This is a genomic window from Rhodanobacter sp. ANJX3, assembly GCF_014200755.1.
GTDB lineage: Bacteria > Pseudomonadota > Gammaproteobacteria > Xanthomonadales > Rhodanobacteraceae > Rhodanobacter.
Genome location: NZ_JACHCM010000003.1, coordinates 665,361 through 692,008 on the forward strand (window position 1 = coordinate 665,361; position 26,648 = coordinate 692,008).

At 60.1% G+C, this 26,648-nt stretch carries 22 protein-coding genes and 1 riboswitch; of the genes, 19 read left to right on the plus strand and 3 right to left on the minus strand.

The features are described 5' to 3' along the window. Positions 1 to 3: 3 nt before the first annotated feature. The 14 genes from virB11 to HDE76_RS11545 all read left to right on the plus strand — a co-directional run bounded on the left by virB11 (position 4) and on the right by HDE76_RS11545 (position 14,295). Complete coding sequence (gene virB11, locus HDE76_RS11480) at positions 4 to 1,047, plus strand: P-type DNA transfer ATPase VirB11 (RefSeq protein ID WP_184507549.1); 1,044 nt, start codon at positions 4 to 6, stop codon at positions 1,045 to 1,047. Between the two features lie 37 nt (positions 1,048 to 1,084). Next, complete coding sequence (locus HDE76_RS11485; RefSeq protein WP_184507552.1) at positions 1,085 to 1,981, plus strand: lytic transglycosylase domain-containing protein; 897 nt, start codon at positions 1,085 to 1,087, stop codon at positions 1,979 to 1,981. A gap of 428 nt (positions 1,982 to 2,409) precedes the next feature. Further along, positions 2,410 to 2,745: a TrbC/VirB2 family protein gene (locus HDE76_RS11490; RefSeq protein ID WP_184507555.1), complete on the plus strand. Its 336-nt coding sequence runs from the start codon at positions 2,410 to 2,412 to the stop codon at positions 2,743 to 2,745. Positions 2,746 to 2,763: 18 nt separating this feature from the next. Continuing rightward, a complete protein-coding gene (locus HDE76_RS11495) occupies positions 2,764 to 3,069 on the plus strand; it encodes a VirB3 family type IV secretion system protein (protein ID WP_184507557.1) in 306 nt (101 codons plus the stop codon). Positions 3,070 to 3,126: 57 nt separating this feature from the next. Beyond that, the gene (locus tag HDE76_RS11500; protein ID WP_184507561.1) at positions 3,127 to 5,589 is read left to right on the plus strand and encodes a VirB4 family type IV secretion/conjugal transfer ATPase; all 2,463 of its coding nucleotides are present in this window, start codon (positions 3,127 to 3,129) and stop codon (positions 5,587 to 5,589) included. A 40-nt stretch (positions 5,590 to 5,629) separates the two neighbouring features. After that, positions 5,630 to 6,370 (plus strand): hypothetical protein, encoded by a 741-nt coding sequence (locus HDE76_RS11505; RefSeq protein ID WP_184507565.1) that lies wholly within the window; start codon positions 5,630 to 5,632, stop codon positions 6,368 to 6,370. Between the two features lie 89 nt (positions 6,371 to 6,459). Next, positions 6,460 to 7,563: a type IV secretion system protein gene (locus tag HDE76_RS11510; RefSeq protein WP_184507568.1), complete on the plus strand. Its 1,104-nt coding sequence runs from the start codon at positions 6,460 to 6,462 to the stop codon at positions 7,561 to 7,563. Between the two features lie 11 nt (positions 7,564 to 7,574). Further along, entirely contained in the window at positions 7,575 to 8,108 is a 534-nt protein-coding gene (locus tag HDE76_RS11515; protein ID WP_184507571.1) for a DUF4189 domain-containing protein, read from the plus strand. Positions 8,109 to 8,611: 503 nt separating this feature from the next. Continuing rightward, complete coding sequence (locus tag HDE76_RS11520) at positions 8,612 to 9,268, plus strand: hypothetical protein (RefSeq protein ID WP_184507574.1); 657 nt, start codon at positions 8,612 to 8,614, stop codon at positions 9,266 to 9,268. Between the two features lie 13 nt (positions 9,269 to 9,281). Beyond that, the gene (locus HDE76_RS11525) at positions 9,282 to 10,478 is read left to right on the plus strand and encodes a glucosaminidase domain-containing protein (RefSeq protein ID WP_184507577.1); all 1,197 of its coding nucleotides are present in this window, start codon (positions 9,282 to 9,284) and stop codon (positions 10,476 to 10,478) included. A gap of 11 nt (positions 10,479 to 10,489) precedes the next feature. Next, the gene (locus tag HDE76_RS11530) at positions 10,490 to 10,882 is read left to right on the plus strand and encodes a hypothetical protein (RefSeq protein WP_184507580.1); all 393 of its coding nucleotides are present in this window, start codon (positions 10,490 to 10,492) and stop codon (positions 10,880 to 10,882) included. A gap of 548 nt (positions 10,883 to 11,430) precedes the next feature. Next, positions 11,431 to 11,604: a hypothetical protein gene (locus HDE76_RS11535; RefSeq protein ID WP_184507583.1), complete on the plus strand. Its 174-nt coding sequence runs from the start codon at positions 11,431 to 11,433 to the stop codon at positions 11,602 to 11,604. 40 nt (positions 11,605 to 11,644) lie between these two features. Then, entirely contained in the window at positions 11,645 to 11,986 is a 342-nt protein-coding gene (locus HDE76_RS11540; protein WP_184507585.1) for a hypothetical protein, read from the plus strand. 1,019 nt (positions 11,987 to 13,005) lie between these two features. Beyond that, on the plus strand, positions 13,006 to 14,295 hold the full coding sequence (locus tag HDE76_RS11545; protein ID WP_184507588.1) for a nucleoside permease: 1,290 nt from the start codon (positions 13,006 to 13,008) through the stop codon (positions 14,293 to 14,295). Here the strand turns inward: HDE76_RS11545 and HDE76_RS11550 are convergent, their stop codons facing one another. Next, positions 14,296 to 14,910: a flagellar basal body-associated protein FliL gene (locus HDE76_RS11550; RefSeq protein WP_184507591.1), complete on the minus strand. Its 615-nt coding sequence runs from the start codon at positions 14,908 to 14,910 to the stop codon at positions 14,296 to 14,298. It abuts the gene before it with no gap. Between the two features lie 27 nt (positions 14,911 to 14,937). After that, the gene (locus HDE76_RS11555; RefSeq protein WP_184507593.1) at positions 14,938 to 16,728 is read right to left on the minus strand and encodes a diguanylate cyclase; all 1,791 of its coding nucleotides are present in this window, start codon (positions 16,726 to 16,728) and stop codon (positions 14,938 to 14,940) included. Positions 16,729 to 16,807: 79 nt separating this feature from the next. On the opposite strand from HDE76_RS11555, the gene dusB reads away from it, so the two are divergent. From dusB to metK, 4 genes are all read left to right on the plus strand, one after another. Continuing rightward, positions 16,808 to 17,794 carry a tRNA dihydrouridine synthase DusB gene (gene dusB, locus HDE76_RS11560; RefSeq protein ID WP_184507597.1) on the plus strand — a complete coding sequence of 329 codons (987 nt, stop codon included), beginning with the start codon at positions 16,808 to 16,810 and terminating at the stop codon, positions 17,792 to 17,794. A 93-nt stretch (positions 17,795 to 17,887) separates the two neighbouring features. Continuing rightward, complete coding sequence (locus HDE76_RS11565; RefSeq protein ID WP_184507790.1) at positions 17,888 to 18,838, plus strand: alpha/beta hydrolase; 951 nt, start codon at positions 17,888 to 17,890, stop codon at positions 18,836 to 18,838. A gap of 58 nt (positions 18,839 to 18,896) precedes the next feature. Continuing rightward, a riboswitch (cobalamin riboswitch) is annotated at positions 18,897 to 19,108 on the plus strand. 193 nt (positions 19,109 to 19,301) lie between these two features. Then, positions 19,302 to 21,593, plus strand: a complete 2,292-nt coding sequence (metE, locus tag HDE76_RS11570) for a 5-methyltetrahydropteroyltriglutamate--homocysteine S-methyltransferase (RefSeq protein WP_184507600.1) — start codon at positions 19,302 to 19,304, stop codon at positions 21,591 to 21,593. A 291-nt stretch (positions 21,594 to 21,884) separates the two neighbouring features. Next, positions 21,885 to 23,111, plus strand: coding sequence for a methionine adenosyltransferase (gene metK / locus HDE76_RS11575; protein ID WP_184507604.1), 1,227 nt, complete (start codon positions 21,885 to 21,887; stop codon positions 23,109 to 23,111). 103 nt (positions 23,112 to 23,214) lie between these two features. Here metK and HDE76_RS11580 read toward each other — a convergent pair whose 3' ends face one another. Beyond that, entirely contained in the window at positions 23,215 to 24,423 is a 1,209-nt protein-coding gene (locus tag HDE76_RS11580) for a D-alanyl-D-alanine carboxypeptidase family protein (protein ID WP_255481548.1), read from the minus strand. Positions 24,424 to 24,691: 268 nt separating this feature from the next. Between HDE76_RS11580 and HDE76_RS11585 the strand changes: the two genes are divergently transcribed. After that, positions 24,692 to 26,572 (plus strand): ATP-binding cassette domain-containing protein, encoded by a 1,881-nt coding sequence (locus HDE76_RS11585; RefSeq protein WP_184507607.1) that lies wholly within the window; start codon positions 24,692 to 24,694, stop codon positions 26,570 to 26,572. Positions 26,573 to 26,648 lie beyond the last annotated feature (76 nt).

Genomic DNA, 26,648 nt, shown 5'->3' on the forward strand with positions numbered 1-26,648 from the left:
TTTATGGACGACGCTGCACCCATCGCCGAAGTCTCGAACGAGTTTCTGGACTACCAGTACCAAGTGCTGGGTGTTCGTGACTTCATGGCGTCGCCCGATGTCACCGAAATATGCATCAACCGTCCAGGCGAGTTGTATCTGGAGAATCGCAACGGCTGGGAGCGGGTGGAAGTTCCCAGCCTGACGTTCGAGCGCGCCAGGCAGTTCTGCACATCAGTTGTCAACGAGAGTAAGACGGGCCAGCGCATCACCGACGTGGACCCTGTCGTATCGCTGACGTTTCCAACTGGTCAGCGTGCGCAATTCGTTCTGCCTCCGGCAGTGGAGGCGGGCAAAGTTTCGATCACTATTCGAATACCTTCCAAGCACACCAAGACCTTGGCCCAGTACAAGGAAGACGGCTTTTTCAATCAGATTCTCGAAGACACGCATAGCCTCAGCGACCACGACCGCGAGTTGCTGGACCTCCGCGCCCAGCGCAACTATGCAGAATTTTTCAAAAAAGCGGTTTTGTACAAAAAAAATATCGTCGTCTCCGGCGCTACCGGCAGCGGCAAGACCACCTTCATGAAATCGCTGGTACAGCACATTCCAGGCAATGAGCGATTGGTAACCATCGAGGACGCACGCGAGCTGTTCATTGAACAACCCAACGTCGTGCATTTGCTTTACTCCAAGGGTGGCCAGAGCGCCAGCAATGTCACCGCCAAAAGCTGTATGGAAGCCTGTCTTCGCATGAAGCCGGATCGCATCATTCTGGCGGAGCTGCGTGGCGACGAAGCGTTCTACTTCATCCGTAACTGCGCATCCGGCCACCCTGGCTCCATCACCAGCTGCCACTCTGGCAGCACCGAGCAAACATGGGATCAGCTGGGACTGATGGTCAAGGCGTCCAACGAGGGCGCCGGCCTAGAGTTTTCCACCATCAAGCGCCTGCTGATGATGACCATAGACATCATTGTTCATGTCAAGGCGCATGCTGGCAGCCGCCACATCACCGGTATCGACTTCAACCCTGAACGGCACTTTGCGCAGAAGGCTGCATGATGACCCTGTCGAATCCATGGCTCCAAAAGGCAAGCTCATGCTGACCGGAATGGAATTGATGTCGTGCCCAAACCAGGCCGTGCCGGCCGAGGTCATGCACCACATCGTGCATGTCGAATCCGGCTACAACCCGTTTGCCATCGGTGTCGTCGGCGGTCAACTGGTGCGCCAGCCGCAGAGTCTTGATGAGGCCATTGCGACGGCGCAAATGCTGGAAACCAAGGGATACAACTATTCTCTCGGCGTGTCGCAGGTGAATCGCAGCAATCTGACCAAATACGGTTTGGATACCTATGCCAAGGCGTTCAATCCCTGTCTCAACTTGTCCGCTGGCTCGCGCATCCTCAACGAGTGTTATTACAGTTCCGGTGGCGACTGGGGCAAAGCTTTCAGTTGCTACTACTCCGGCGATTTCGTGACTGGTTTCCGTCAGGGCTACGTGCAAAAAGTTTTCGCTTCCATGAGCCAGAACGCGCAAGCTGACAGCAGCGCCGCCCCGATCCCGTTGAAAGTGGGCTCACCGACCGCTGCCCGGCCTGTTTCGCGTGCCGATATTGTCAGCGGCACACATGCATCCATCGCACAACAGGACACCGCCGCTTATCGTATCTCCCTTCGCAGCACCAACTTGCTGGACGCGGTTGTTGCGCCGCTGGTGGGTGCCACCGTCGCGGCCGCCACCGGCACGCCCGATGCAAAAGTTGCCGCGCCTGAAGCACCGGCGACGAGCCCGGCGTCGACAGCCCAGACTTCCGCACCAAGCTCGGACATCTTCGTGCCCAAGGTCGGCTATGTGGGAGATGCACCAAAATCCACTCCGAATGGCAATGAACCACCTGCGGCGCAAGCTGCCGCACAGAATGCATCAAGCAAGCCAGCCGGCGATCCCACCGATCTGCGCCAGAAAGGAAGCGACGATGCTTTTGTTTTCTAATGGGGGAAAAGCGGGCAAGCTCAGGCCAGGCCCAAAATCCGGATGGCTGCCGGCGGCCAATTTTTCCCAACCTTGCCTACCCTGTTCCGTGCGCCGCAACGGGAATATTGTCGACTTACCATTAAGATCGACAACCGCCGCAGTGGATCAGGCCAACAAGCGCGTTAACTTGACTGCACGGTTCTGGGCCGCAGCTTTGAAGCAATCAACGTCGTATCCGGACACTACCGATCGATCAATCGATCGGGTCAGTACTCGCCATGCAAGCATCCTGCTGCTTGCTAGGGAGGGCTCTCACCAGAGCCGCGGTATAACCTCGGGTCAGCGAGGTGTTTTGCAACAATCGTGGTTGCGCACAACGCAGCTATTTCTTCAGGGGTGCGGCAGCTGCCCGCCTTCGTTCAAATACTCCATAAAAGGAATCTGAGATGAAAATTCAATTGTTTGCCGGCAACACCGAACGCAAGCGTGCGCTTTTCAGCACCTACTTCAAGCTGGTCGCAATCGCGATGATGCTGATGCCTTGCATGGCATTTGCCGATAACGAGGCCTGTACGACGGTCCTTACCTCCATGACGACGGTGAAAAGTTTGTTGTCTGCGATATCCGTCATTGTCGTGACGGTTGCTGTGATCTTTGCTGGTTACCAGATTGCCTTTGCACACAAACGCATCTCAGAAGTAGCTCCCGTACTCATCGGTGCTGTGCTGATCGGTGCCGCGGCACAGATCGCCACCATGTTCATTACCGCTGGTAACTGCTGATACGTTCCGAGAATGCCCATGCAAAAAAACGCATTGTTCCGCGGCTGCACTCGCCCGCCCATGTTTTTGGGAGTGCCTTACGTGCCCTTCTTCGTTTGCGTGGGCGGTTGTTTTTTGATGGCCGTCTATTTCAGCTTCTACATTCTTTTTCTGATACCGGTGATTATCTTCATCATGCGGACCATGGCAAAGCGCGACGAGATGATCTTCCGGCTGCTCGGCCTCCGGCTGCAATTCCGTACAAAAGTGAGAAACCTGCAAGAAAACGATGGCATGTGGGTATTTACCCCCAACAGCTATCGCGGCAACAAACAGGAACCTTGACGACTACGCCCCGGCACTCGTGCCGGGGTATTCCGTGTAAATCCATCGGTACAAAACATGTTCAGCCCCGACACCCCCATCAGTGAATTTCTGCCACTGTCCACGCACGTCTCGCCCACCGTGATCAAGACCACGGGTGGCGATTTCATGCTCAGCTGGCGCATGGGCGGCCTGCCTTTTGTCGGTCGCGATGAGTGGGAGTTGGAACACAAGCACAATACCTTCAACCGTCTTTTGCAGACCTTACGCGCACCGGATTTCGTCAACGTTGCCTTTTGGGCGCATGACGTCCGCCGCCGCCGCAAACTCACCGACCACAGTCATTTTCAGCATGCGTTCAACCAGCAGATGTCAGATGCCTACTACGGCGCGCTGTCGTCGCAAAAGCTTATGCAGAACGAGCTGTACCTTACGTTGCTCTACCGACCCGTGGTCGGCGGAAAGCGCCTGGCCGAAAAATCCGCCGATGTCAGCCAACTGCAAGCCGAACAAGAGCAAGCCGTCAGTACGATCCTTGAGTTGGCAGGCAACGTCGAGGCGGTGCTAAAGGACTACTCGCCCTACCGCATGGGCATGTACGAGGCCGCCAACGGCGTGGTGTTTTCTGAGACGCTGGAATTCTTCGGCTATCTGCTGAACCGCATCGATGAACCGGTGCCGGTTCTCAGTGCGCCCATCTACCGCTATCTGGCGGTCAGCAAGCAACGGTTTTCGGCCAAGACCGGCGACTACGTAGTTACCACGCCGACCGGAGTCAACCATTTCGGCGCCATGCTCAATCTCAAAGAGTTCGCTGATGGCAGCTATCCCGGCATCCTGAACGGACTCAAGTACCTCGACTTTGAATACGTCATCACCCATTCGTTCACCCCGAAAGGACGGCAGGATGCGCTCAAGGCCCTGGAGCGCACCAAGGGCATGATGGTTTCCTCCGGCGACAAGTCCTTCACCCAGATCGCCGAACTGGACCACGCGATGGACCAACTGGCCTCCGGCAACTTCGTGCTGGGTGAATATCATTTCAGCATCGCCGTCTACGCGGCGGATCAGGCCACGCTTTCGCAGCAGATCGCCGCCACACGGGCAGAACTCTCCAACGCTGGCTTCGTCACCGTGAAAGAGGACATAGCGGTGGCCGCCGCTTTCTACGCGCAGTTTCCCGGCAACTGGAAATACCGCACCCGGCTAGCCAATCTCAGCTCCCTCAATTTTCTGGGTCTGTCGCCACTGCACAACTTTGCCGCCGGCAAAAAAGACAACAACCCCTGGGGCGAGTGCGTTACCACCCTGCAGGCCACCAACGGCCAGCCGTACTACTTCAACTTCCACGCCACACACCCGTCGGAAAACTCCCTCGGCGAAAAAGCCATCGCCAACACCATGGTCATCGGCAAGTCGGGTACCGGCAAGACCGCGCTCATCAATTTCCTGCTCAGTCAGGTGCAGAAGCTCAAGCCCACGCCGACCATCTTCTTCTTCGACAAAGATCGCGGCGCGGAAATTTTCGTGCGTGCCTGCGGCGGCAATTATTTGGCACTAGAAAACGGCAGGCCCACCGGGTTCAATCCCTTCCAGTGCGATTACACCGAAGCCAACGTACAGTTCCTCTCCGATCTGATCAAGGTGATGGCCGGTAAAAGCGTGTATTCCTCACGCGAGGAGGAAGACATCTTCCGCGCAGTGGAAAGCATGCTGGACACACCGATGCACTTGCGCAACGTTACCAATTTCATGAAGAGCCTGCCCAACATGGGTGACGATGGTCTCTATGTACGCATGAAAAAGTGGACTACAGGCAACTCACTCGGCTGGGTGTTCGACAACCCCGTGGATACCATCGACCTTTCCAAAGCCAACATCATCGGCTTCGACTACACCGACATCATCGACAACCCTGAAGTGCGTGTGCCGGTCATCAACTACCTGCTGCACCGGCTGGAAGAACTGATCGACGGCCGCCCGCTCATTTATGTCATGGACGAATTCTGGAAGATCCTTGACGGCAAGGGCGGGCTGAAAGAGTTCGCCAAAAACAAGCAGAAAACCATTCGTAAACAGAACGGCCTGGGCATTTTCGCCACACAGAGCCCGGAAGACGCGCTCGCCAGCGATATCGCCGCCTCGCTGATCGAGCAGACGGCCACCATGATCCTCCTGCCCAATCCCAACGCCAGTCGCGACGACTATATCAACGGCCTCAAACTGACCGAGGCCGAGTACGCCGTAGTCGTTGCCCTGGATGAACGCTCGCGCTGTTTTCTGGTCAAGCAGGGCCATGCTGCGGCGGTATGCCAGCTCAACCTTCGCGGCATGGACGACGCGCTGTCGGTGATCTCCGCCTCCACCGACAACATCGAAATCATGCACCGGGTGCTGGCCGAGCGCGCCGAAGCCGAGGGCGTAACGGCCAACCAGCTCACGCCCGAGCAATGGCTGACAAACTTCTACGAACAACGAAAGGGCAGCGGCAAGCAAAAATCCGCCACCCCAACGCGCACCGCTCGCAGCGCTACGCGCTGATCCAATAGCTGACCTTTCACCTATCACGGAGAAAATCGCCATGCGCACAACATCATTCAACAATGCCCGCAAGACCGCCATCGCGTTTGCCTTGACCTGCTGCTTCGCCGCTGCCGGCGCGCAGGCGCAGACCGGGGTGCTTACTCAGGATACGGTTGAGGAAGGCTGGAGCTCGGCAATGGCCGCATTCCAAAAGGGCGAACAGTATGCCAACGCAGTCGCCCAGCTGAATCAGATGCTATCGAGCATCAAGGGCCTGACCAGCGGCATGTCGCTGCTGCCCAATACATTGCAGCCGATGGATCCAGCCCCGCTGGTCCAGGCCCAGTGCAGCGGCAGCTCCAACAGTATTGTCGGCAATCTGCTGAACAACGTCACCTCGCTGCTCAACCAGTCCGCCATGCAAAGCCAGCAGCAGATATGCGCACAGATCATCAACACCCAGGTCAGCAAGTACAACTCGACTCTGCAGATCCTGTCCCAGATCAGCAGCAGCGGCAGCCAGTTCACCAGCCAAGTGGAAGCCACGGCCAATTCCATCAGTACCCTTGCCGATTCCGGGCGCGCCCAGACCATGCAACAGGACTACAGCAACGCCCTCACCACCGAAATGAACAACTGGCAAACGCAGATGAAGGCCGACGACGAAATCATCAGCTCGCTGCAGGCCATGCAATCGACGCTAGCCCAGTCTGTGATGAATGCCAAACCGGACTTGGCCGGCGATGCCGTCGAGGCGGCCGCACTGACGGCCGCCTTCAACTATCAACCGTCGCTGTAAGGCAAGCAACCCTCGCCACCTCATCACTCCGCCGTCGAGCATCGTTACACCATGGATTACCGCTCACCGCGTAAGGACAGAAGAACGTCATGAATCTTGCCATCTACGCACTGGTCTTTAACTACATCAACAACGCCATCAACGATTTCATGATCCACCTCATGAATGAGATGATGCAGTTTGTGTCGGGCATCGCGTTATTGATGATCACCATCTGGATCATGATGGTGGGTTTTCGGGTCGTTACCGGCCAGATGCGCGAACCTCTGATGGGGGTGGTGGTCAACATGGCGCGCATCGGATTCATCGTGACAGTGGCCACCGGCATGAGCATCTTCGGCAGCGATATCCATACGCTGGCCACAACTACTTTGCCGAGCGAGCTCAACCAGATGTTCACCGGCAACAGCGACACCATCATCGACGCGGTCAACAAGAACCTCGCCGAGACCGTTTTTGCGATGGGGGCCATCGATGCCGTCCAGGCGCCCCCCGGCGACGTGCAGACGGTGACGCAGAAGGCCCGCGCCTCGGACTTTGCCATCTTCGGCACCGCCAGCCCGCCGGTCGCGGTGGGTACGCTGATGCTGATGTACAACTTCGCCATCGCCCTGTTCGTCGGCCTGGGACCGTTGTTCATCCTCTGCCTCATCTTCAACAAGACCAAGGCGCTGTTCGAGAAGTGGTTGATGTACGGCATCGCGACGCTTTTTTCGCTGGCCATGCTCAGCTTCATCTCCGCCATCGTGCTGCAGGTCACCCTGCGCGCGGCGGTGGCCCTGTGGAGCAGCAACGCCATCAACAACCTCATCGGCGTCTCCAGCGAGGGGCTATCCACCCAGTCTCTCGAACAAGGCGGCATCGGCGTCATGATGACCATGCTCGTCCTCTCCGTGCCGCCCATGGCCGGCAACTTCTTTTCCAGCACGCTGGGCAACTTCATGCATTTCTCCGCCTTCGGCGGCGGCATCGGCGGCGGCCGGCCCGGGCCGCAGGGACAACCGGCGGGGTCGTATGGCATGCCGCCATCAAATACAGGGCAATCCGCTCAGTCTGGATTCCAAGCCGGTAGCAGTGGCTTCAACAACCCCGGCCTTGTCCAACCCCGTCAAACCGCTGCGACCGATTCCGGTGTCCGTACCAATCCACAGTTTGGCAATGCGCCTACAGCGCCGCCATCATCCAACGGTTGAAGGAGCGAGCCATGAATCATTGCACTGTCAAAGCATGGAGTCTCCTTGCTCTGCTGTTTTTGGTGTCATCGCCGATCAAGGCGCAGACACATCCGTGCGGAGCGGGCCCAGGACCAGGCGAGGTGCAGGTCGGCGAATCTCCGGGCGGCAATGGTCTAGCGCCCACGCCTATGTGTAATTGGACGAACGGCAATCAGTCCCAAGGACCGCTACGGCCGCCTATGCACTGGACTACTCAGTGGGGGGCGATTGCGACAGACGGCGCTAAAGGTATTCTTGGAGCTGTTACCAACTTAGCCGGCAAGGATTTAGCGCAACAATCTGCATTGGCTGAATGTCAGGCAAAAGGTGGATTGCAGTGCAAGATCCAAATAGCTTACGACAATGAATGCGCCGCTATGGTGGTAGGCGATAATGGATTCAATGCTAATGCTGCAGCATCTGTTGATAAAGCCATTGAATTGGCCATGAAAACATGCACTGCTAACACAGCTAATTGCCACGTCTATTACTCAGCATGCAGTAAACCGTTGTTGGTCCAATAGGTCAATGATCTTCATCTCAGCCATAGATTCTGGCGTCGATATCAACCCGCTATTTGACATTTAGCCTGAAAGACCGCCAACTTCAAGCGCCGTAGAGTCCGCCCGAATGCTGGCATGATCATTGGCTTGCTATTCTCAGAATTACAAAAAGACGCCCTCGGTGCAGTCAGAGATTTAGCAAGCCCAGACAGCGCGAAAAACGCAGTGATGGCGGATTGCCAATCGATAAATGGATTGACTTGCAAGGTTGAACTCTTTTATCGCAATGCGCTGCAATGCTTGTTAGTCCAAAGAGATACAATGTAATCCTTGGAGCAAACTTAGATAAAGCGGCCTCAGCTCGGATCAGCTATCGGTGCGGATTGCCATAGGCTTAGCATAACGTTCAACGGCGTCAAGCAGCGTCCAAAAATCGCGATCATTGGCCTGTCCTTTAACGCGTCAGGCAATACCGCGTGCCATGATCGACGATACCAAACAAAAATGTAGCTGGTACTTTGCTGATGAAAAACACTTTAGCATTTGCATTGATTTTATTTTTAGCGCTTGCATGTGTGATGCCGTGCGTCAGCCGTGCCAATCCTGCTCCAACGGACCAACAAGCTACCCCCGCGGCGTTAACCCGTAATCCTTATAGCCAGACACCATCGCAGCATTCCGCCAGCCTGAAACTTCCCGATCACTTTACGCCCTACACCTCCGAGCCAATCGGCGACAATCGCATCTGCGTTGCTGGCCGCACCACCAACGCAGATGGCATGAATCAAAAGCCAGTGGCTTACGTAGGCGAGCAAGCCAGTAAACGCGTACTCTGGATCGCGCGACTCGATATGCCCGCGGACATGTATCAAAGCCGCGCCACGCACTGCGCCCGCCACGGTGACTCGCTATACATCCTGCTGCAGTCCGATACGCAATCGGAGCAGACCTTGTCGCAGACCCTGCTGCGCGTGGTAAAGCTCAATGCGGCAAGCGGAGCCATGCAACTTCAACAGGATGTCGATGTGCCGTCCGCGTATTCCGTCTGGGTCGACGAAGGCGCAAACCATTTTGCTTGGAATGGTGACCGTCTTGTTATCACGGGCCACGATTTGCTCGATGCCGATCATGCTCACCAAGCAGCTTTTACGCTGCGTTTGAACGACAACCTCAAACCTTGAAAGGAGTCACGGCATGAATGACAAAGAGCAATTCATCGCGAATATGTATCCAGCGGCGGCCAAGGTTTCGCAGGAAACCGGCATGTCCAAAGAGCTGATCCTCGCGCAGGCGGCGCTGGAGACGGGCTGGGGCGAAAAGGTGCTGCCGGGCACCAACAATATTTTCAACATCAAGGCATCGCCGGATTGGCATGGCCCGACCAAAACCTTCTTGGTACCGGAGTTCGAGCACGGCAAAAGGGTGATGGTAAACGCGGAATTTCGTGTCTACGGTTCGGTCGAGGAATCGCTAAACGACCGAGTAAAATTTTTGCAGGAAAACCCGCGCTATGCCAAAAGCGGCTTGTTCGATCCAGGCACCAAAGGCAATCTCGAAAAAGAAGCTAACGCGCTGCAAAAAGCCGGCTATGCGACCGATCCGAAGTATGCCGAGCAGCTGGCCGCCGTCTATAGCGGCTCAACCATGCAGCGGGCCGTCAAGCGAGCACAAGAGCAGTCGGCCGCTCCGGAACATCGCCAGACTACGCCCGCCAACCGCGCAAATACGGCATTCCACGATGCGGCGCCGGTACATGGACAAGGCGATAACAGCGCCGCCATGCGCCAGCTGCAAACGGACTTGAATCACCTCGGCTACACCGACGCCAAGGGAAAGCCGTTGAAGGCCGATGGCGATTTTGGCCCGGCCACGCAGGCGGCAGTGGAAGCGTTTCAGCGCCATCACCATCTAACCGTGGACGGCAAGGTCGGGCCGAAGACGCAGGAAGCTTTGCACACCGAGTTGCAGACACGATCTGCGCACGTCAAAGCCACGTCACCGGGTCTCGACAATCCCAAAAACCCCGATCACGCGCTCTACGAACAAGCGCTGGCCGGCGTGCGCCAGCTCGATGTCCAGGCCGGCCGTACCTCTGACCAGCACAGCGCCAATCTCGCTGCCGCGCTGGTGGTGGAGGCCAAGAAGGAGGGAATGACCCGCATCGATCATGTTGCGCTCAGCACCGACGGCGGATCGCGCGTGTTCGCCGTGCAGACCGACGCATCCGTACACAAGTACGCTGAAGTACCTACGCTGCCCTCACTCAATACGCCGATCGACAAGAGCAGCGCGGCGGTGCAACTGCTGACTCAGCAGCAGGCGCAGGTGCAACCGGCGACTCCGCCACAGCCCCCCGCACCGGCGCAGGCCACCCCGGGTATGTCGCGGTAAGCCGGGTCGCCATGCATACGATCGTGCCGCCACGGATCCGTTGCAGAAAGATCGGCCATGCGCGCAGGCGCATGGCCGATCTTTCGCTGTGGTGGATCGTCCTCACCGGCGGCCGGTCGCTGCCTGACAATGGCCCGCTGATCCTGGGCTATCGCCTCGTCACCGGCCAGGCGTTTATCCCTTTTCCGGGACGCGATTCGATGATCGGCTTTACGGTCAACATGGCGCGTATCGGATTCATCGTGACGGTAGCCACCGGCATGAGGAGAAGGATTATGGCAAAACCCGAACGGCATCTCGGTCACTACACTGAAGACTGGCGCCACCGCTTACTACCACCAACGATCCCATCGCTCACTCGGCGGACTCTCGCCTGTCGCCTACGCCATGGCATCATCAACTGACCCCTACTTCCGGGCGACTCGGAAGAACGAGAAAGCTTCAGGCGCTTCAGAACGGGACCCAATATGCCAAACGAGCTTAGCGCCGGACGAGCCGCGTTGAGTGATCGCATATCAAAAATGGGGATAACCACGTTTTTAGGAATTATGTGTAACTGTTTGAACAGCAACCGATTTCAACGGGATGCGCCAAGCAATATCAATTTCGCCGGGTGAGCGGACAGGCAGCTGTCACACTGGACATGAATAATAAATTGCAGGGTATAGCAGTTAAATACACGCATCCCTCGTATCGAGTGAGGACATATACTTATTGGAGGGGGCGGTAAGCTGATTCGACGAACGGGCACAGCTCAAAATTTGCGAGGCCAATAAAAACAATGCAGAATCGCAAGGACTTACCGTACAGTTTGGTAGTTGGGGTTTTGCATTCCATGATGCCGAAAGGCTTCCGTGCATCCGCATCTAGTCGCGTTAGTGAGAGAAGAGCCAAAAATTCAACCTGACCGTTACGGGTAACGGGTACCTCGAGCAAACAACAAGGAACAGTTATGCCGCATAACCTGAGTTCCGTCACCTTCGGTAAAAATCAGTCAACCGCAATCGATGCTGTAACGGATGCGTTGGAAGAAAACATCACTGGACTGATTGCGTTAGACGCGCACGAACGCTGTGTGCGGGTAAAAACGGACGACCCGTCAAAGGCGTTTGCTCGCCATGTTTAGCCAGATTGCCCAGCCAATATTGCCAAATCGGAGATTTGCCATGAAGCCACGTACCCTCGCCGCCATCCTCGTATTGGGCTTGGCTGCATGTTTCACATCGGCCCAGGCTCAAGTGATCCCACTACCCTGTACGGTCCTCATGTGTATGGCCGGCACCTCCGGTTTCGGCATCAGCGCCGCTGATCCCGCCTGCACCGTTCCCATCGCTTACTGGTATCTGCCTGATGGCACCGGCCTGGCAGTTTATGACCCTTATTTTGACTCTGTCGACAGCTACAACGTGCGATTGGCTTTCCTGAACACCTGTGTCCCGGGCGCAGCCGCCAACCCCGGCGTTATCGCCACTATCATGGCCAAACACGGGTATGCCGCTACGCCGTAGACCGTTGCAATGAGGAAATCCTTGCCTTTCGATCGAAAGCGCCATCGCCGGTATGCCGCTCACTGTCCGGGCGGCATACCACCTTGATATGGCGTCGAGATTTTTCGACGTATCGCTTGAAGGCGACAGTATTTATAAAAAACCGGCGCTACGCCGAATCGGGAGCAACATTTGGGCAGCGCTAGCAAGCGTCGATCCTTTGACGGACGTCCGCACACGCACGGCCTTGAAGATAACGGTGCGAATTAATCCGTCTGTGCGAGTTCGAAAAATGCGGTAAATCCATCGGTATGCGATAAGCCCGCCATGTGCGCTCGTTTTGTCCATACCCATTACCTCAGCATGCAGTTCGTTACGAAACATTACCAGCGACTGCCTCGCTCTTGCCTTTAACTTTTACTTACTTCTACCCTGCACCAGCCAAGCAGATTCCATTCCGGCGGATCAGTAAGCCAACCACACCGCGTTAGTCAGCAATCCTTTCAGTGGAAGGCCTTTGATGGAGTCTGCGAGACTGAAACTCACGGATCATTTACGGCGCATGCTTCCCAGACCATCGGCGAGAGCCGACTCTGCGTTGCTGACCGAACCACTGACAGAGACGGCATAATCAAAAACCAGTGGCCTACATCATCGAGCAGGCTAGCAAACGCATACTCTGGATTTTGCGACTCGATATACCCGACAGTGGCTCGCTCTTTGATGGCTGTAGCCATGGTTTCGGTGAGCGCACCCCGGCTTCACGCCCGGCAATAGATCAACAGACGTCGAAGACGTTGGTGGCGCAACGGAAATTCTCTAGCGCGGCATGGGTACCGGTGATTTCCGGAGGCATTTGCTGCTCATTATTTTCGACGAACTGCCGGGTCCGCCCACGTGCTAAAAACGCTGGGCGCGGGTTGCCCTCAATTGCTGCAGCCTCTACCCTTTGTCAGTAGCTGTGTGTCAATAGCTGTATGTCGACCTTCGCCGTAGCTTAAACAGATGTACTGAGGTCGGCCAGTCATTATGGGGAATCGATGAGTATCAAGTCGCGCCTGATCGCCATGAACTTTCTGCAGTTTTTCGTGTGGGGTTCGTGGCTGATCACGATTGGCGCCTATTGGTTTCAGAACCGGCATTGGTCGGGCGCACAATTCGGGGCGATTTTTTCGACGATGGGTATCGCTTCGCTGTTCATGCCGTCGCTGATGGGCATGGTGGCCGACAAATGGATCAATGCGGAAAAACTTTACGGCCTGCTTCACCTTGGCGGCGCAGCGGTGCTGTTTGCCACGCCGTTGATCGACAACCCGACGACGTTTTTCTGGGTGATGCTGCTCAACATGATGTGCTACATGCCGACGATATCGCTATCGATCGCGGTGGCGTATTCCGCGCTGAAGGCTGAAGGGCGCGATGTGGTGATCGACTATCCGCCGATCCGCGTGTGGGGAACCATCGGTTTCATCGCGGCGCTGTGGGTGGTGAGCCTGCTGCATCTGGAAACGACGACCGGCCAGTTCTATGTCGCGTCGGGCGCGTCGCTGCTGCTGGGCGCGTATGCGTTCACCCTACCGCCGTGCCGACCCAAACTGGGCCAGCTGCGTGGCCGATCGATGCTGGATACGCTGGGGCTGACCTCGTTCAAGCTGTTCCGCGATCGCAAGATGGCGATCTTTTTTCTGTTCGCGATGCTGCTGGGTGCGGCGCTGCAGCTGACCAACGCCTATGGCGATACGTTTCTGCACGATTTCGCTACGGTGGACTCGTACAAGGGCACGATGGCTGTGCGCTATCCGGCGATCATCATGTCGATCTCGCAGGTGTCGGAAACGCTGTTCATTCTGGCTATTCCGTTTTTCCTGAAGCGCTTCGGCATCAAGACGGTGATGCTGATCAGCATGCTGGCATGGACGCTGCGCTTCGGGCTTTTCGCCTACGGCAATCCCGGTCCGCAGCTGTGGATGATCGTGCTGTCGTGCATCGTCTACGGCATGGCGTTCGACTTCTTCAATATTTCCGGCTCGCTGTTCGTCGAGGGACAGAGCGATCCGGCGATACGCGCCAGCGCGCAGGGCCTGTTCATGCTGATGACCAACGGCATCGGCGCCGTGCTGGGCAGTTCGCTCAGCGGCCTGATCATCGACGCCTGGTTTATCCGCGCGGATGGCAGCAAAGACTGGCACGGTATCTGGATCACGTTCGCGCTTTACGCGCTGGCCGTGGCGGTGCTGTTTTCGCTGCTCTTCAAGCACCGGCATGATCGCAACGCCGTGATACATCCGCACGGCGCCCGGGATACCGCGACTGGCGCTATCGCCGACTGATCAGTCGCCAGGCAGCAGATGTTCCTGCACCAGATGGCTGCTCGACGGCATCAGCTGGCCGCGATCGTCGAAACGCAGCACGATGAGCCAGTTGTAAACGTCGCCTGGCCATTTGTCCTTCCCGACCAGGGTTTTCAGATCGCCGCCGAACGCGTCGATCAGGTTGCCCAACTCACCGTGATGCCAGGCGATAAGCACGACGGCGGCCTGGTTCTGCCGGCGCAAGGACTCGACGAGCTTGTCCACCTGCTTGTCGGCGAAAGGTTGCTCCAGCGGAAGCTGCAGACGCGCGGCAAGCGGCGTCAGCGTCAGCCGCGGGCGCTCGCTGTTCTTGCTGTCGCTGGTGGCAATCAGGCGCTGCGGCTGCAGCGTCTGACCGTCGATGCGCAGCGGATCGAAATAATTTGCGTACGCTTCGGCGCGCTGCTCGCCCCGTGGCGTAAGCCCCCTGCTGTTCGGACCATCGCTCTGCTCGGGTTTTTCCGCGTGGCGGACGATCAGCACGATGACGTTGCGCAGACCGCGGGAGCTGTCGTCGGCCTCATGTTTTTGCGAATGGTGGGCCGAAGCCAGCGCGGGGAGTAGAAGCAACACGCAAAGGAATTTGCGCAGCATGATCGGGCGTCCGCAGAATGAAGGGCGTCAGGATACCAGCGTACTGGCCACGACTCGATCGCGACCGTACGACTTCGCCGAGTACAGCGCGGTGTCCGCCGCGCGCATCCAGCTCGATACGTCGTGGCAGCGCTCGCCGTCGAACAGCGCGACGCCGATGCTGATGGTGATCTGCGACACGCCCAGCTCGACCGGCAGCGCGAGCGCGGCAACGCCGGCTCGCAAGGTTTCCGCCAGTCGCATGCCGTCCTCCGCACCCAGCTTCGGGCACAGCACGATGAACTCTTCGCCGCCGATGCGGGCGATGTGACCCGCGGCGCCGATGGCGCGGCGCAGATAGTCGGTGACCAGCACCAGTACCCGGTCGCCCTGCTGGTGACCGACGGTGTCGTTGATGTGCTTGAAGTGGTCGAAGTCGATCAGCATCAATACGTGCAATGGATCGCGCATATCGCGATGACTTGCCAGCAACGCCGTGGCGCGTTGCTGAAACGCGCGGCGGTTTTCAATGCCGGTCAGCGGATCGCACAGGGCCTGCGCACGCAGTTCTGCCGCATGCCGGCGCTGCCCACGCAGCAGCATGAACAGCAACCCGGCAAAGAGCACCAGCCCGACCGCCACGATGGTGACCACGAGATTGGCCAGCTTCTGGCGACGCTGCATTTCGTCGCGCCGCGCGGCCTCGGCCTGCGCGGTTTTCAATTCCAGGTTTTGATCACGATTGGTGCGCTCCAGATCGTTGATGCGCAGCTCCTTTTCGCGTGCGGCGTAGCGCTGCTCCAGCTCCGCCTCGATCGCGCGCAGCGCCGGCGTGTTGGTGGCGTTCTCGAATTTGACGACTTCGCGCTCGTCGGCGAGCGCCTGGCGCAGGTCGCCGGCTTGCTCGGCCAGATTGCTTTCCACTTCCAGAAGATCGCTCAGCTGGCCGTTCATGCCGGCAGCGCGGGCCTTGGCGACTGTCGCTTTCATCAACGCATAGGCCTGACGATGCTCGCCTAACGCTGCCATCGCGCGGGCGATATCCGTGTTGGAGTCGATCGAGTCGCTGATGCGTCCGTCGGCCAGCTCCTGCTTCAAGGACGTCTGCGACAGCTGCAGCGCTTCGCGCGCGCGGCCTTGCTTCAGATACATCTGTGAGAGATTGTCGCCGACGGACACCGCCATGCGCGCGCCACCGGTCGCCATGAAATGACGGCGCGAACTTTCGTAGGCTTTGGCCGCCTCATCGACTCGATTGAGCGTAGCCAGCGCGAGACCTTCGTCGTTCTCGGCGTCGGCGACGCCCCATTCGTCGCCCAGCGCCTGATAGTCGCCTTTGACCTGACGACACAGCGGCAGCGCACGATCGGGCTTTTCGTCCAGCGTGTAGGCATCGCACAGCTGAAAGCGCGCCCAGGCGACCAGTTCGGGATCGGCGTTGCCCAGCACCTTGTCCGCCGCGCGCAATGCCTCGCCCATACCATCGCCCGTGCCGTTGGTGATGTCGTGGCGCGAACGCAGGAAGCCTGCCGCGGCCGTGGCCACCGCATCGTTGCTGGCGCTCGCCAAGCCATCGAGGCGCAGGGTGGCTTCGGCGAACGCCGCATCGTCGTTGGCGTTGATGGCCGCCGTACCCATGCCCCACAGCAGCGCCCTTTCCTGCGCCGCACTCAGAGCCGAGCCCGAACGATCCAACTGCGTCCGCACGTCGCTGATCAAACCGTGGGGGTCGTCAACCGCGCGACCGCGCAGGCTGTTCATCGGCGCAGCGGCCATGCCCAGCACCGGCCATATCGATGCCAGTAGAAGACAAGCCAGCCCCCTGATTCCCCGCGTCATCGACTACTCATCTCTCAGGTGCCCGTGGCTTCATGATAGTCAACCGGACGAATGCCGGTGCGACCTTTACAATGGGCTTATGCAGATAGGTCCTTACCGCATCGATCCGCCGGTAGTGCTCGCTCCCATGGCCGGCGTCACCGACAAGCCTTTCCGCCTGCTGTGCAAACGGCTGGGCGCCGGTTTGGCCGTGTCGGAAATGACCAACGCGGACCCACGCCTGTGGCACACGCGCAAATCTATGCAAAGAATGGACCATGCCGGCGAACCGGAGCCGGTCAGCGTGCAGATCGCCGGCTACGACCCGACGATGCTGGCCGAAGCGGCGCGTTTCAACGTCGCCAATGGCGCCCAGCTGATCGACATCAACATGGGCTGCCCGGCGAAAAAGGTGTGCAACGTTTGGTCCGGTTCTGCCCTGCTGCAGGACGAACCGCTGGTGGCACGTATCGTCAGCGCCGTGGTCGAGGCGGTGAATGTGCCGGTGACGCTTAAGATACGCACGGGCTGGGACCGCCGGAACAAGAACGCGCTGACGATTGCCCATATCGCCGAAGACAGTGGCATCGCCGCGCTGGCCGTGCACGGTCGCACCCGTGCCGACAAGTACGAGGGTGAGGCCGAATACGACACGATTCGCGCGGTGAAAGCGGCCGTGCGCATTCCGGTGCTGGCCAATGGCGACGTCGGCACGCCGCAACAGGCCCGCCACGTGCTCGATATTACTGGCGCGGACGCGGTAATGATCGGCCGCGGCGCGCAGGGGCGGCCGTGGATTTTCCGCGAGATCGCGCATTATCTCGCCACCGGCGAACTGCTGCCCGAGCCGAAGCCGTCGGAAGTCGGCACGATTCTGCTCGGTCATCTCGAACAGCTTTACGCCTTCTACGGCGAGCTGGCCGGCGTGCGCATCGCGCGCAAGCATCTGGGCTGGTATGCCAAGGATCGGCCGGAAAACGTCGCGTTTCGGCAGGTCGTCAATCAGGCCGAATCGGCCGAGGCGCAGATGCGGCTGACCCGGGATTATTTCGAAGCATTGAGTGCAGGCGTGCGTTTGGCCGCCTGAACGCGCCGTCGTATTGCAAGCGTCGCAACCACTTGCGACGGGATCGGCGCATCATCGGCATCCCATCCACCGCGGTTATCACGCTTGTCGACGATGACGTTGCGCCTGTCGCCTTCCGACCGCTTGTTATGGTGGCTGCGGCACGGCGCGTTGCTGGCCAGCCTGCTGCTCGGCGGTTGCCGGGCGACGCTGTTTGCCGGACTCAACAGCACAGACCAGCATCGCGGCATCGAGCAGCAGCGCAATATCGTGTTCGATGCCCCGCACAATCTGGCGCTCGACGTTTATCTGCCGGCAAACACGGGGCAGCCGACCAGTGCCCGTGCGCCGATGGTGGTGTTCTTCTACGGCGGCGACTGGACCCACGGCAAACGCCAGTGGTATCGCTTTGTCGGCACGGCGCTGGCCGCAAAAGGCATCCTGGTAGTGATACCCGACTACCGCAAATACCCTCAGGTGACCATGGATGTTTTTATGCAGGACGGCGCTCGGGCGGTGGCCTGGGCGCATGCCCATGCCACCGAACTGGGCGGCGATCCGAACGACCTCTTCGTGATGGGCCACTCGGCCGGCGGCCAAATCGCAGCCTTGCTGAGCACCGATCCCGAATGGCTGAAGCCGTACGGTATGCAGCCGCGCGATCTGGCCGGATGTATCGGGCTGGCCGGGGTTTACGATTTCATGCCGATTCCCGCCAGCGAAAAAGACATGCTCGGCACCTTCGGCCACACGCTGGCCGAGCAGGCCCGTGCGCAGCCCGTTCGCTACGTCAGCGGGCACGAGCCGCCAATGCTGCTTTTGCAGGGCACCGGCGATCACGAGGTCGATCCATCCAATGCGCTGTCGCTGGACAAGACCATGCTGGCGCAGCATGAGGACGTCACCCTCAAGCTGTATCCCGGCATCGGCCACTCGCCGCTGCTGTTCGCGCTGTCACGACCGCTGCGCCACCACGCGCCGACGCTAGCCGACATCGTCCGCTTTATCCGCGAGCACAAAGCCGTGCGTGACGGCGGCAAGCAAGCCGCCCTCGATGGCCGTTAAGCAAGTCAGCGCCTCAGCTGAGCGGAATGCGTCATTGACTTGAGCCCGACACCGGACTAACTTCAGCCCCGCTGAAGGTTTTCATCTTTCTATGCGAATGGAGAGATGAAATGAAAAGGGAAGCCGGTACCAAGCCGGCGCTGCCCCGCAGCGGTAGGTGGAAACGAACTCCGTCACACGCACTGGGCGAATAGCCCGGGAAGCGGCGGACAGTAGGCGCAAGCGCAACGTCCACGAGCCCGAATACCTGCCTCAGCCGGAAGTGCGGCAACGCACTTCCGCCCGACCTGGCGTTTCCGCGGGGAAACACCGGAGCCATCGCGTCGCCGTGTCTGCGGCCCACGCGCTGTCTTCGCACGCCCCGCGCAAGCGCCGGTTCGCCCGCGGGGGCGAAGGTCAACGGCGCGGCGCGGTTGCCGACCACCCTTCGTTCCTCTTTGCCCATCATGCAAGAGGAATTTTTATGTCACTCGTTACTTATTCCGGTTTTCCACGCATCGGACTCAAACGCGAGCTCAAACGCTCGCTCGAATCGCACTGGCGCGGCGACAGCAGCGCCGAGGCGCTGCTCGACACCGCCGCGATGCTGCGGCGGCGGCACTGGAGGCTGGCGGTCGATGCCGGTGCCGACGTGGTGCCGTGCAACGATTTCAGCCTGTACGACCACGTGCTGGATACCGCCGTGCTGTTCGATGCCATACCGGCGCGCTATCGGCCGGTATTCAATGAAAATCCTTTGGACGGCTATTTCGCGATGGCTCGCGGCCACAAGCGCGGCGGTCACGATCTGCACGCGCTGGAAATGACCAAATGGTTCGACACCAACTACCACTACCTGGTGCCGGAACTGGAAGCCGGCCAGCGCTTCGCCCTGAATGCCAACAAGCCGCTGGCCGAATTCCTTGAGGCGCGGGCGCAGGGTCAAACCGCGCGGCCGGTGCTGCTGGGGCCGGTGTCGTTTCTGCTGCTGTCGAAAAGCGTCGACGGCAGCGATCGATTGGATTTGCTGGATGATCTGGTCCATGCCTACATCGAACTGCTCGGGCAGCTGGCCGATGCCGGCGCGGCATGGGTGCAGTTGGACGAGCCGTGCCTGGTGCTCGATCTGGACGGCGACGACCACGCTGCCTATCGCCGGGCGTATGCCGCGCTGGCAGCTGCACGCACGCCGCAGCTGCTGCTGGCCAGCTACTTCGGCGCGCTGGGGGACAATCTCGGGCTGGCGACCAGCCTGCCCGTCGACGGTCTGCACATCGATCTGGTCCGTGCGCCGGAGCAGCTCGATGCCGTGCTCGATGCGCTGCCCGAGGGCCGCGTACTCAGCGCCGGCGTGGTCGATGGGCGCAATATCTGGCGTAGTCGCCCCGAACACGTGGCCGCACTGCTGAAAAAGGCGCAGGCATGCGTCGGCAGCGAACGTCTGTGGGTCGCGCCGTCGTGTTCGCTCCTGCACGTGCCGATCGATCTCAAGGCGGAGACCGCGCTCGATCCATCGCGTCTCGTATCGATGGCTTTTGCCAGGCAAAAAATCGAAGAGCTGCGGGTATATGCCGATGTGCTGTCCGGCATACCGGAAGCGACCGCCGCACTTAGCGCGCAGCAATCGCTGCTGGATGCGCAGACGCACGCACCCGGCGTCGTCGATGCGGGAGTGCGAACGCGCCTGCGTACGCTTGGGCCGCAGGCGCCGCTGCGCCGGTCGGCGTATGCCACGCGTCAGGTCGTTCAGTCCGAAACACTCATGCTCCCGCCGCTGCCGACGACCACGATCGGCTCCTTTCCGCAGACCGACGCGCTGCGCAAGGCCCGCGCCGCGCATCGTGCGGGCCAGCTCGATGACGCCAGCTACGACGCGGTGCTCGAGGCGGAAATCGAACGCGTCGTTCGTTTTCAGGAGCACATCGGCCTGGACGTGCTGGTGCATGGCGAGCCGGAACGCAACGATATGGTCGAGTACTTCGGCGAACAGTTGGACGGCTATCTGTTCACCAAGCTTGGCTGGGTGCAGAGCTACGGCTCGCGCTGCGTGAAACCGCCGGTGATCTTCGGCGACGTTGCGCGCCCCGCCCCGATGACCGTGCGCTGGTCGAAGTACGCGCAGTCGCTGACCGACAAACCCATGAAGGGCATGCTGACCGGGCCCGTCACCATGCTGCAGTGGTCGTTCGTTCGCGACGACCTGCCGCGCGAAACGGTATGCCGGCAGATCGCGCTGGCGCTGCGCGACGAAGTACACGATCTGGAGAGCGCCGGCATCCGCGTGATCCAGATCGACGAGCCGGCGCTGCGCGAGGGCCTGCCGCTGCGTCGCGCGGACTGGCCGGCGTATCTGGCGTGGGCGGTGGAGTGTTTCCGTATTACGGCAGGCGGCGTGCGCGACGCCACGCAGATCCATACGCACATGTGCTACTCGGAGTTCAACGACATCATCGAAGCGGTCGCCGCGATGGATGCCGACGTGATCTCGATCGAGACCAGCCGTTCGCGCATGGAGCTGCTCGACGCGTTCGTGCGCTTCCGCTATCCCAACGGCATCGGCCCCGGCGTTTACGACATCCACTCGCCGCGCGTGCCGGATGCCTCGGAAATGCTCGAGCTGCTGCACAAGGCGCTGGACGTGCTGCAACCGGAGCAGCTCTGGATCAACCCCGACTGCGGCCTGAAGACGCGCGGCTGGCCCGAGGTAGAACAGGCGCTGCAGCATATGGTGCACAGTGCCAGGCAGCTGCGTGCCGAGTTGAAGCTTTTGGCCTGAGCGTAGCCGATGCAAGCCTCCCGCCCGGCCTACGGGCGGGAGGCTGTTTTTCACATGGCGCCGCCATCGGCATGGCAGAATCCCCGCGGTGCCGCCTGTCATCAATGTCGCTTATTCTTCGGCACAGATGGCCGCTGGGTTTCCGCCAAACGCTGAACAGCCGTCCAAACGGCTGAACACGCGCCCAATCCCGCCGCGCGCTAAACGGGCTCGGGCTGCAAAAAGGTACCTGGCGTTGTATCATGCTCGACCTCTTTTATCTCTCTATCCGAACGAAAGGATATAAACCCGATGTCCAGCCACCTGTTCACCTCCGAATCGGTCTCCGAAGGCCATCCGGACAAAGTCGCCGACCAGATCTCCGACGCCGTCCTCGACGCCATCCTCGCGCAGGACCCGCGCGCCCGCGTCGCCTGCGAAACCATGGTTAAGACGGGCGTGGCGATCATTGCCGGCGAAATCACGACCAGCGCATGGATCGATCTGGAAGCACTGACCCGCAAGGTCATCGTGGATATCGGCTACAACTCCTCGGATGTCGGGTTCGACGGCGAAACCTGCGGCGTGCTGAACCTGATCGGCAAGCAGTCGCCGGACATCAACCAGGGCGTGGACCGCAAGAAGCCCGAAGAACAGGGCGCCGGCGACCAGGGCCTGATGTTCGGCTACGCCACCAACGAAACCAGCGAGTACATGCCGGCCGCGATCCACTACGCGCATCGCCTGGTCGAGCAGCAGACCAAGGTGCGTAAAAAGAAGAATTCACCGCTGCCGTGGCTGCGCCCGGACGCGAAAAGCCAAGTCACCTTGCGCTACGAGAACGACGTCGCCGTCGCCATCGATGCCGTGGTGCTGTCGACCCAGCACGACCCGAGCGTAAAGCAGAAAGACCTGATCGAAGGCGTGCGCGAGCTGATCCTCAAGCCCGTGCTGCCGGCCAAGCTGCTGCACAAAGGCACCAAGTTCCACATCAACCCGACCGGCAAGTTCGTCATCGGCGGACCGGTGGGCGACTGCGGCCTGACCGGCCGCAAGATCATCGTCGACACCTACGGCGGCTGGGCTCGCCACGGCGGCGGTGCGTTCTCGGGCAAGGACCCGTCCAAGGTCGATCGCTCGGCCGCCTACGCCGCGCGTTATGTCGCCAAGAATATCGTCGCCGCCGGCCTCGCCGACCGCTGCGAAATCCAGGTGTCCTACGCCATCGGCGTGGCCGAGCCCACCTCGATCTCGGTCACCACCTTCGGCACCGGCAAGATCGGTGACGACAAGATCGAAAAGCTGATCCGCAAGCATTTCGACCTGCGCCCTTACGGCATCATCAAAATGCTCGACCTGATCCACCCGATGTACCAGCAGACCGCGAGCAACGGCCACTTCGGCCGCATCCCGCAGCTGGTCAAGGGCGCGGACGGCGAGAGCTACACCACGTTCTCGTGGGAAAAGACCGACAAGGCCGAGGCGCTGCGCGCCGACGCAGGCCTGGACAAGAAAGTGGCCGTCGCCCGCCGCAAGTAATCGTCCGCGGCGCGTTCGCCAAAACAAAACCCCGCGGGCAACCGCGGGGTTTTTGTTATTTCAGTCGGCCATGTCGCCGGCGATTCGCGCGACTCGATCTGGACTAGAGCTGGGCCAGCTTCGGCGCTTTTTTGCCGCCGTTGCGGTAGGCCAGTTTTGTGCCACCGGTGCTGCGACGCTGCTGCGGGCAGTTGCTGCGCGAATGCGCGCCGCGGCGCGGACAGGTTGACGCCGCTGCCGCGCGGCTCGTGCCGCTGCGGCGGGCGAGCACTGTCGGCGCCGCTTTGCCGTGACGGCGATCCTGACGTGCAAGCGCGACAGGAGCTCTCTTCGCACCATGCCGGCTGCGTTTTGGCAGCGAACGCGTCGCCGGCAAGGTATCGGCCTGCGCCGTGGAGATGGGCGACAGCGCCGCCAGCATCTTCATCGCCGCGTTCTCGCGCACACCCGCCGCCTGCGCGACCAGAGTCGCCGGCGTCTGCTGGTTCGCAAAACCGTCGTCCAGCAGGCGAGCCATCAACTGATCGCGACCGGCAGCAGTACGGCTGCCGAGCACCACGCCGAACAGACGGTGTCCATCCCTGACGGCGGTCGAGGCGAGATTGAAGCCCGACGCATCGGTGAAGCCGGTTTTCAGGCCGTCCATACCGGGATAGCGGTCCATCAAATGGTTGTGACCGTGCACGATCTGCCCGCGAAACACGAATTCCTTGGTGGCAAAGTAATGCGAGTCCTGCGGGAAATCACGATACAGGGCCATGGCCAGCTTGACCATGTCGTTCGCCGTGGTCAGCTGATCCGGATCGGGCAGGCCCGAGGCATTGTTGAAATACGTGTCCGTCATTCCGAGCAGGCGCGCCTGAGCGGTCATCATTTCGGCGAAATGGGCTTCGGAACCGCCGAGACCTTCGGCGACCACCGTGGCAGCATCATTGGCGGACTTGGTCACCATGCCCAGGATGCAATCCTCGACGGATACCGTTTCACCATTGCGCAGTCCGAGCTTGGTCGGCGACTTGTTGGCTGCCCACGAAGAAACCGGCAGTTGCTGATCGATCTTCAGCTTGCCGTTTTGCAACGCCTGAAAAGCCAAGTACAGCGTCATCATCTTGGTCAACGACGCGGGGTGAATCTGGTCGTTGGGGTTGACCGACTCCACCACCTTGCCGGTCGTCGCATCGATGACGATGGCTCCGTAGCCGCCGGCATGGACCACACCGGCAACCATGGCAAGTGCGGCAAATGCCGTCGCCGCAACCCTTCCCCGCAGCCGGTGGAACAACCGGCCTGATTTTTCGGATGCGATGGACAACGTGGCTTCCCCACTGAATTAAGAGCCGCGGCGAAGTCCCGCGTGAGGTAACTGTATAGGCAAGCGGCCGCAATATCCAGAAGCAGTGCGTGAGGTAAGCCGGCCAAGTGGCTGTTAGATATAAATTTATAACATTCGCCAGGTTCAGGTGTGCTAATTCGCTGCCGCCGATGCGGCATGCACGCTCGAATGCTCGCCCCGGCGCAAATTCCCGGTTCGTCCGAAAGATCCAACCGCCGTGTTTGTTGCGCTGCAGCTACAATGGGGCATGTCACTTATCCAATTGCAACGCGTCGACTTCAGCATCGGCGGCCCTCTCCTGCTCGAACACGTCGATCTGTCGATCGAGGCGAATGAGCGTGTCTGCATCGTCGGCCGCAACGGCGAAGGCAAATCCACCCTGATGAAGTTGATCGCCGGCGAGCTGCATGCCGACGACGGCGAAGTGCGCGTGCAGAGCGGCGTGGTGATCGCGCGCATGGCGCAGGAAGTGCCGCAGAATACTTCCGGCAGCGTGTTCGACGTGGTCGCCGAGGGGCTCGGCGATCTCGGTCATCTGCTGGCGCGTTACCACCACCTGCTGCATGAGCTGAACACCCAGGCCGATTTCGACGCGCTCGGCGAGGTGCAGACGCAGATCGAGGCCCAGCACGGCTGGGACCTGGATCGCCGCGTCACCGAGGTGCTGACCAAGCTCGAACTGCCGGCCGACACCGATTTTTCCGCCCTCTCCGGCGGCATGAAGCGCCGCGTGCTGCTGGCGCAGGCGCTGGTGCGCAAGCCCGACGTGCTGCTGCTGGACGAACCGACCAACCATCTCGATATCGAAGCCATCGGCTGGCTGGAAAGCTTTCTCAAGCAGTTCGCCGGCAGCATCATCTTCGTCACGCATGACCGCAGCTTTCTGCGTGCGTTGGCCACGCGCATCGTCGAAATCGATCGGGGCGCGTTGACCGACTGGCCGGGCGACTACGACAACTATCTGCGCCGCCGCGAGGAGCGCCTGCACGCCGAGTCGCAGGCCAACGCGCTGTTCGACAAAAAGCTGGCGCAGGAAGAAGTATGGATCCGCCAGGGCATCAAGGCGCGTCGCACCCGCAACGAAGGCCGCGTGCGCGCGTTGAAGGCATTGCGCAACGAGCGCGCCGAGCGGCGCAACCTCACCGGCAACGCCAAGATGGCGCTGGCGACCGGGCAATCCTCCGGCAAAAAGGTCATCGACCTGGAACACGTGCATCAGTCCTTCGGCGGCCGCGTGCTGATCGACGATCTCAGCACCACCATCATGCGCGGCGACCGCATCGGCATCATCGGCCCCAACGGCGCCGGCAAGAGCACGCTCCTGAAGATCATGCTCGGCGACCTGAAGCCCGAACGCGGTACGGCCGAGTTGGGCACCAGTTTGCAGATCGCGTACTTCGACCAGCACCGGGTGCAGCTCAACGACAAGCTCAACGCGCTGGACAACGTCGCCGAGGGTCGCGAGTTCATCGAACTCAACGGCCAGCGCAAGCACATCGTCGGCTATCTGCAGGACTTTCTGTTTTCGCCCGAGCGAGCGCGAGCGCCGATCACCCGACTCTCCGGCGGCGAACGCAACCGCCTGCTGCTGGCCAAGCTGTTCGCGCAGCCATCCAACCTGTTGATCATGGATGAGCCGACCAACGACCTCGACGTGGAAACGCTCGAACTGCTGGAAGAGCTGCTCACCGACTATCAGGGCACCCTGCTGCTGGTATCGCACGATCGCGCGTTTCTCGACAACGTAGTGTCCAGCACGCTGGTGCTCGAAGGCCAGGGTCAGATCGGCGAATACGTCGGCGGCTACAGCGACTGGTTGCGACAGCGCGCAGGCGTGAAAACGTCCGCGCCCGCTGCGGGCAAGCCGGCAGCGGCACCGGCTGCGGTCGCTGCCGCTTCAGGTGCGCCAAAACGCAAGCTCAGCTTCAAGGAACAGCGCGAGCTGGAGCAGCTGCCGCTGCGCATCGAGCAACTCGAGAACGGCATTGCTGCCCACAGCGATGCGATGGCAGAGGCCGACTATTTCAAACAGGAAAGTGCAGCTATCACGAAGGCCAACGAAGCCGTCGCGAAGATGCAGCAGGAACTGGATGCGGCCTACAAACGCTGGACGGAACTCGACAGCTAGAAACGCCGAAGCCATTCGGCTTCACCACCTTGTCACATGGCTTTGATGCAATGGCGGTTTGGCCTTGCCCGCACCC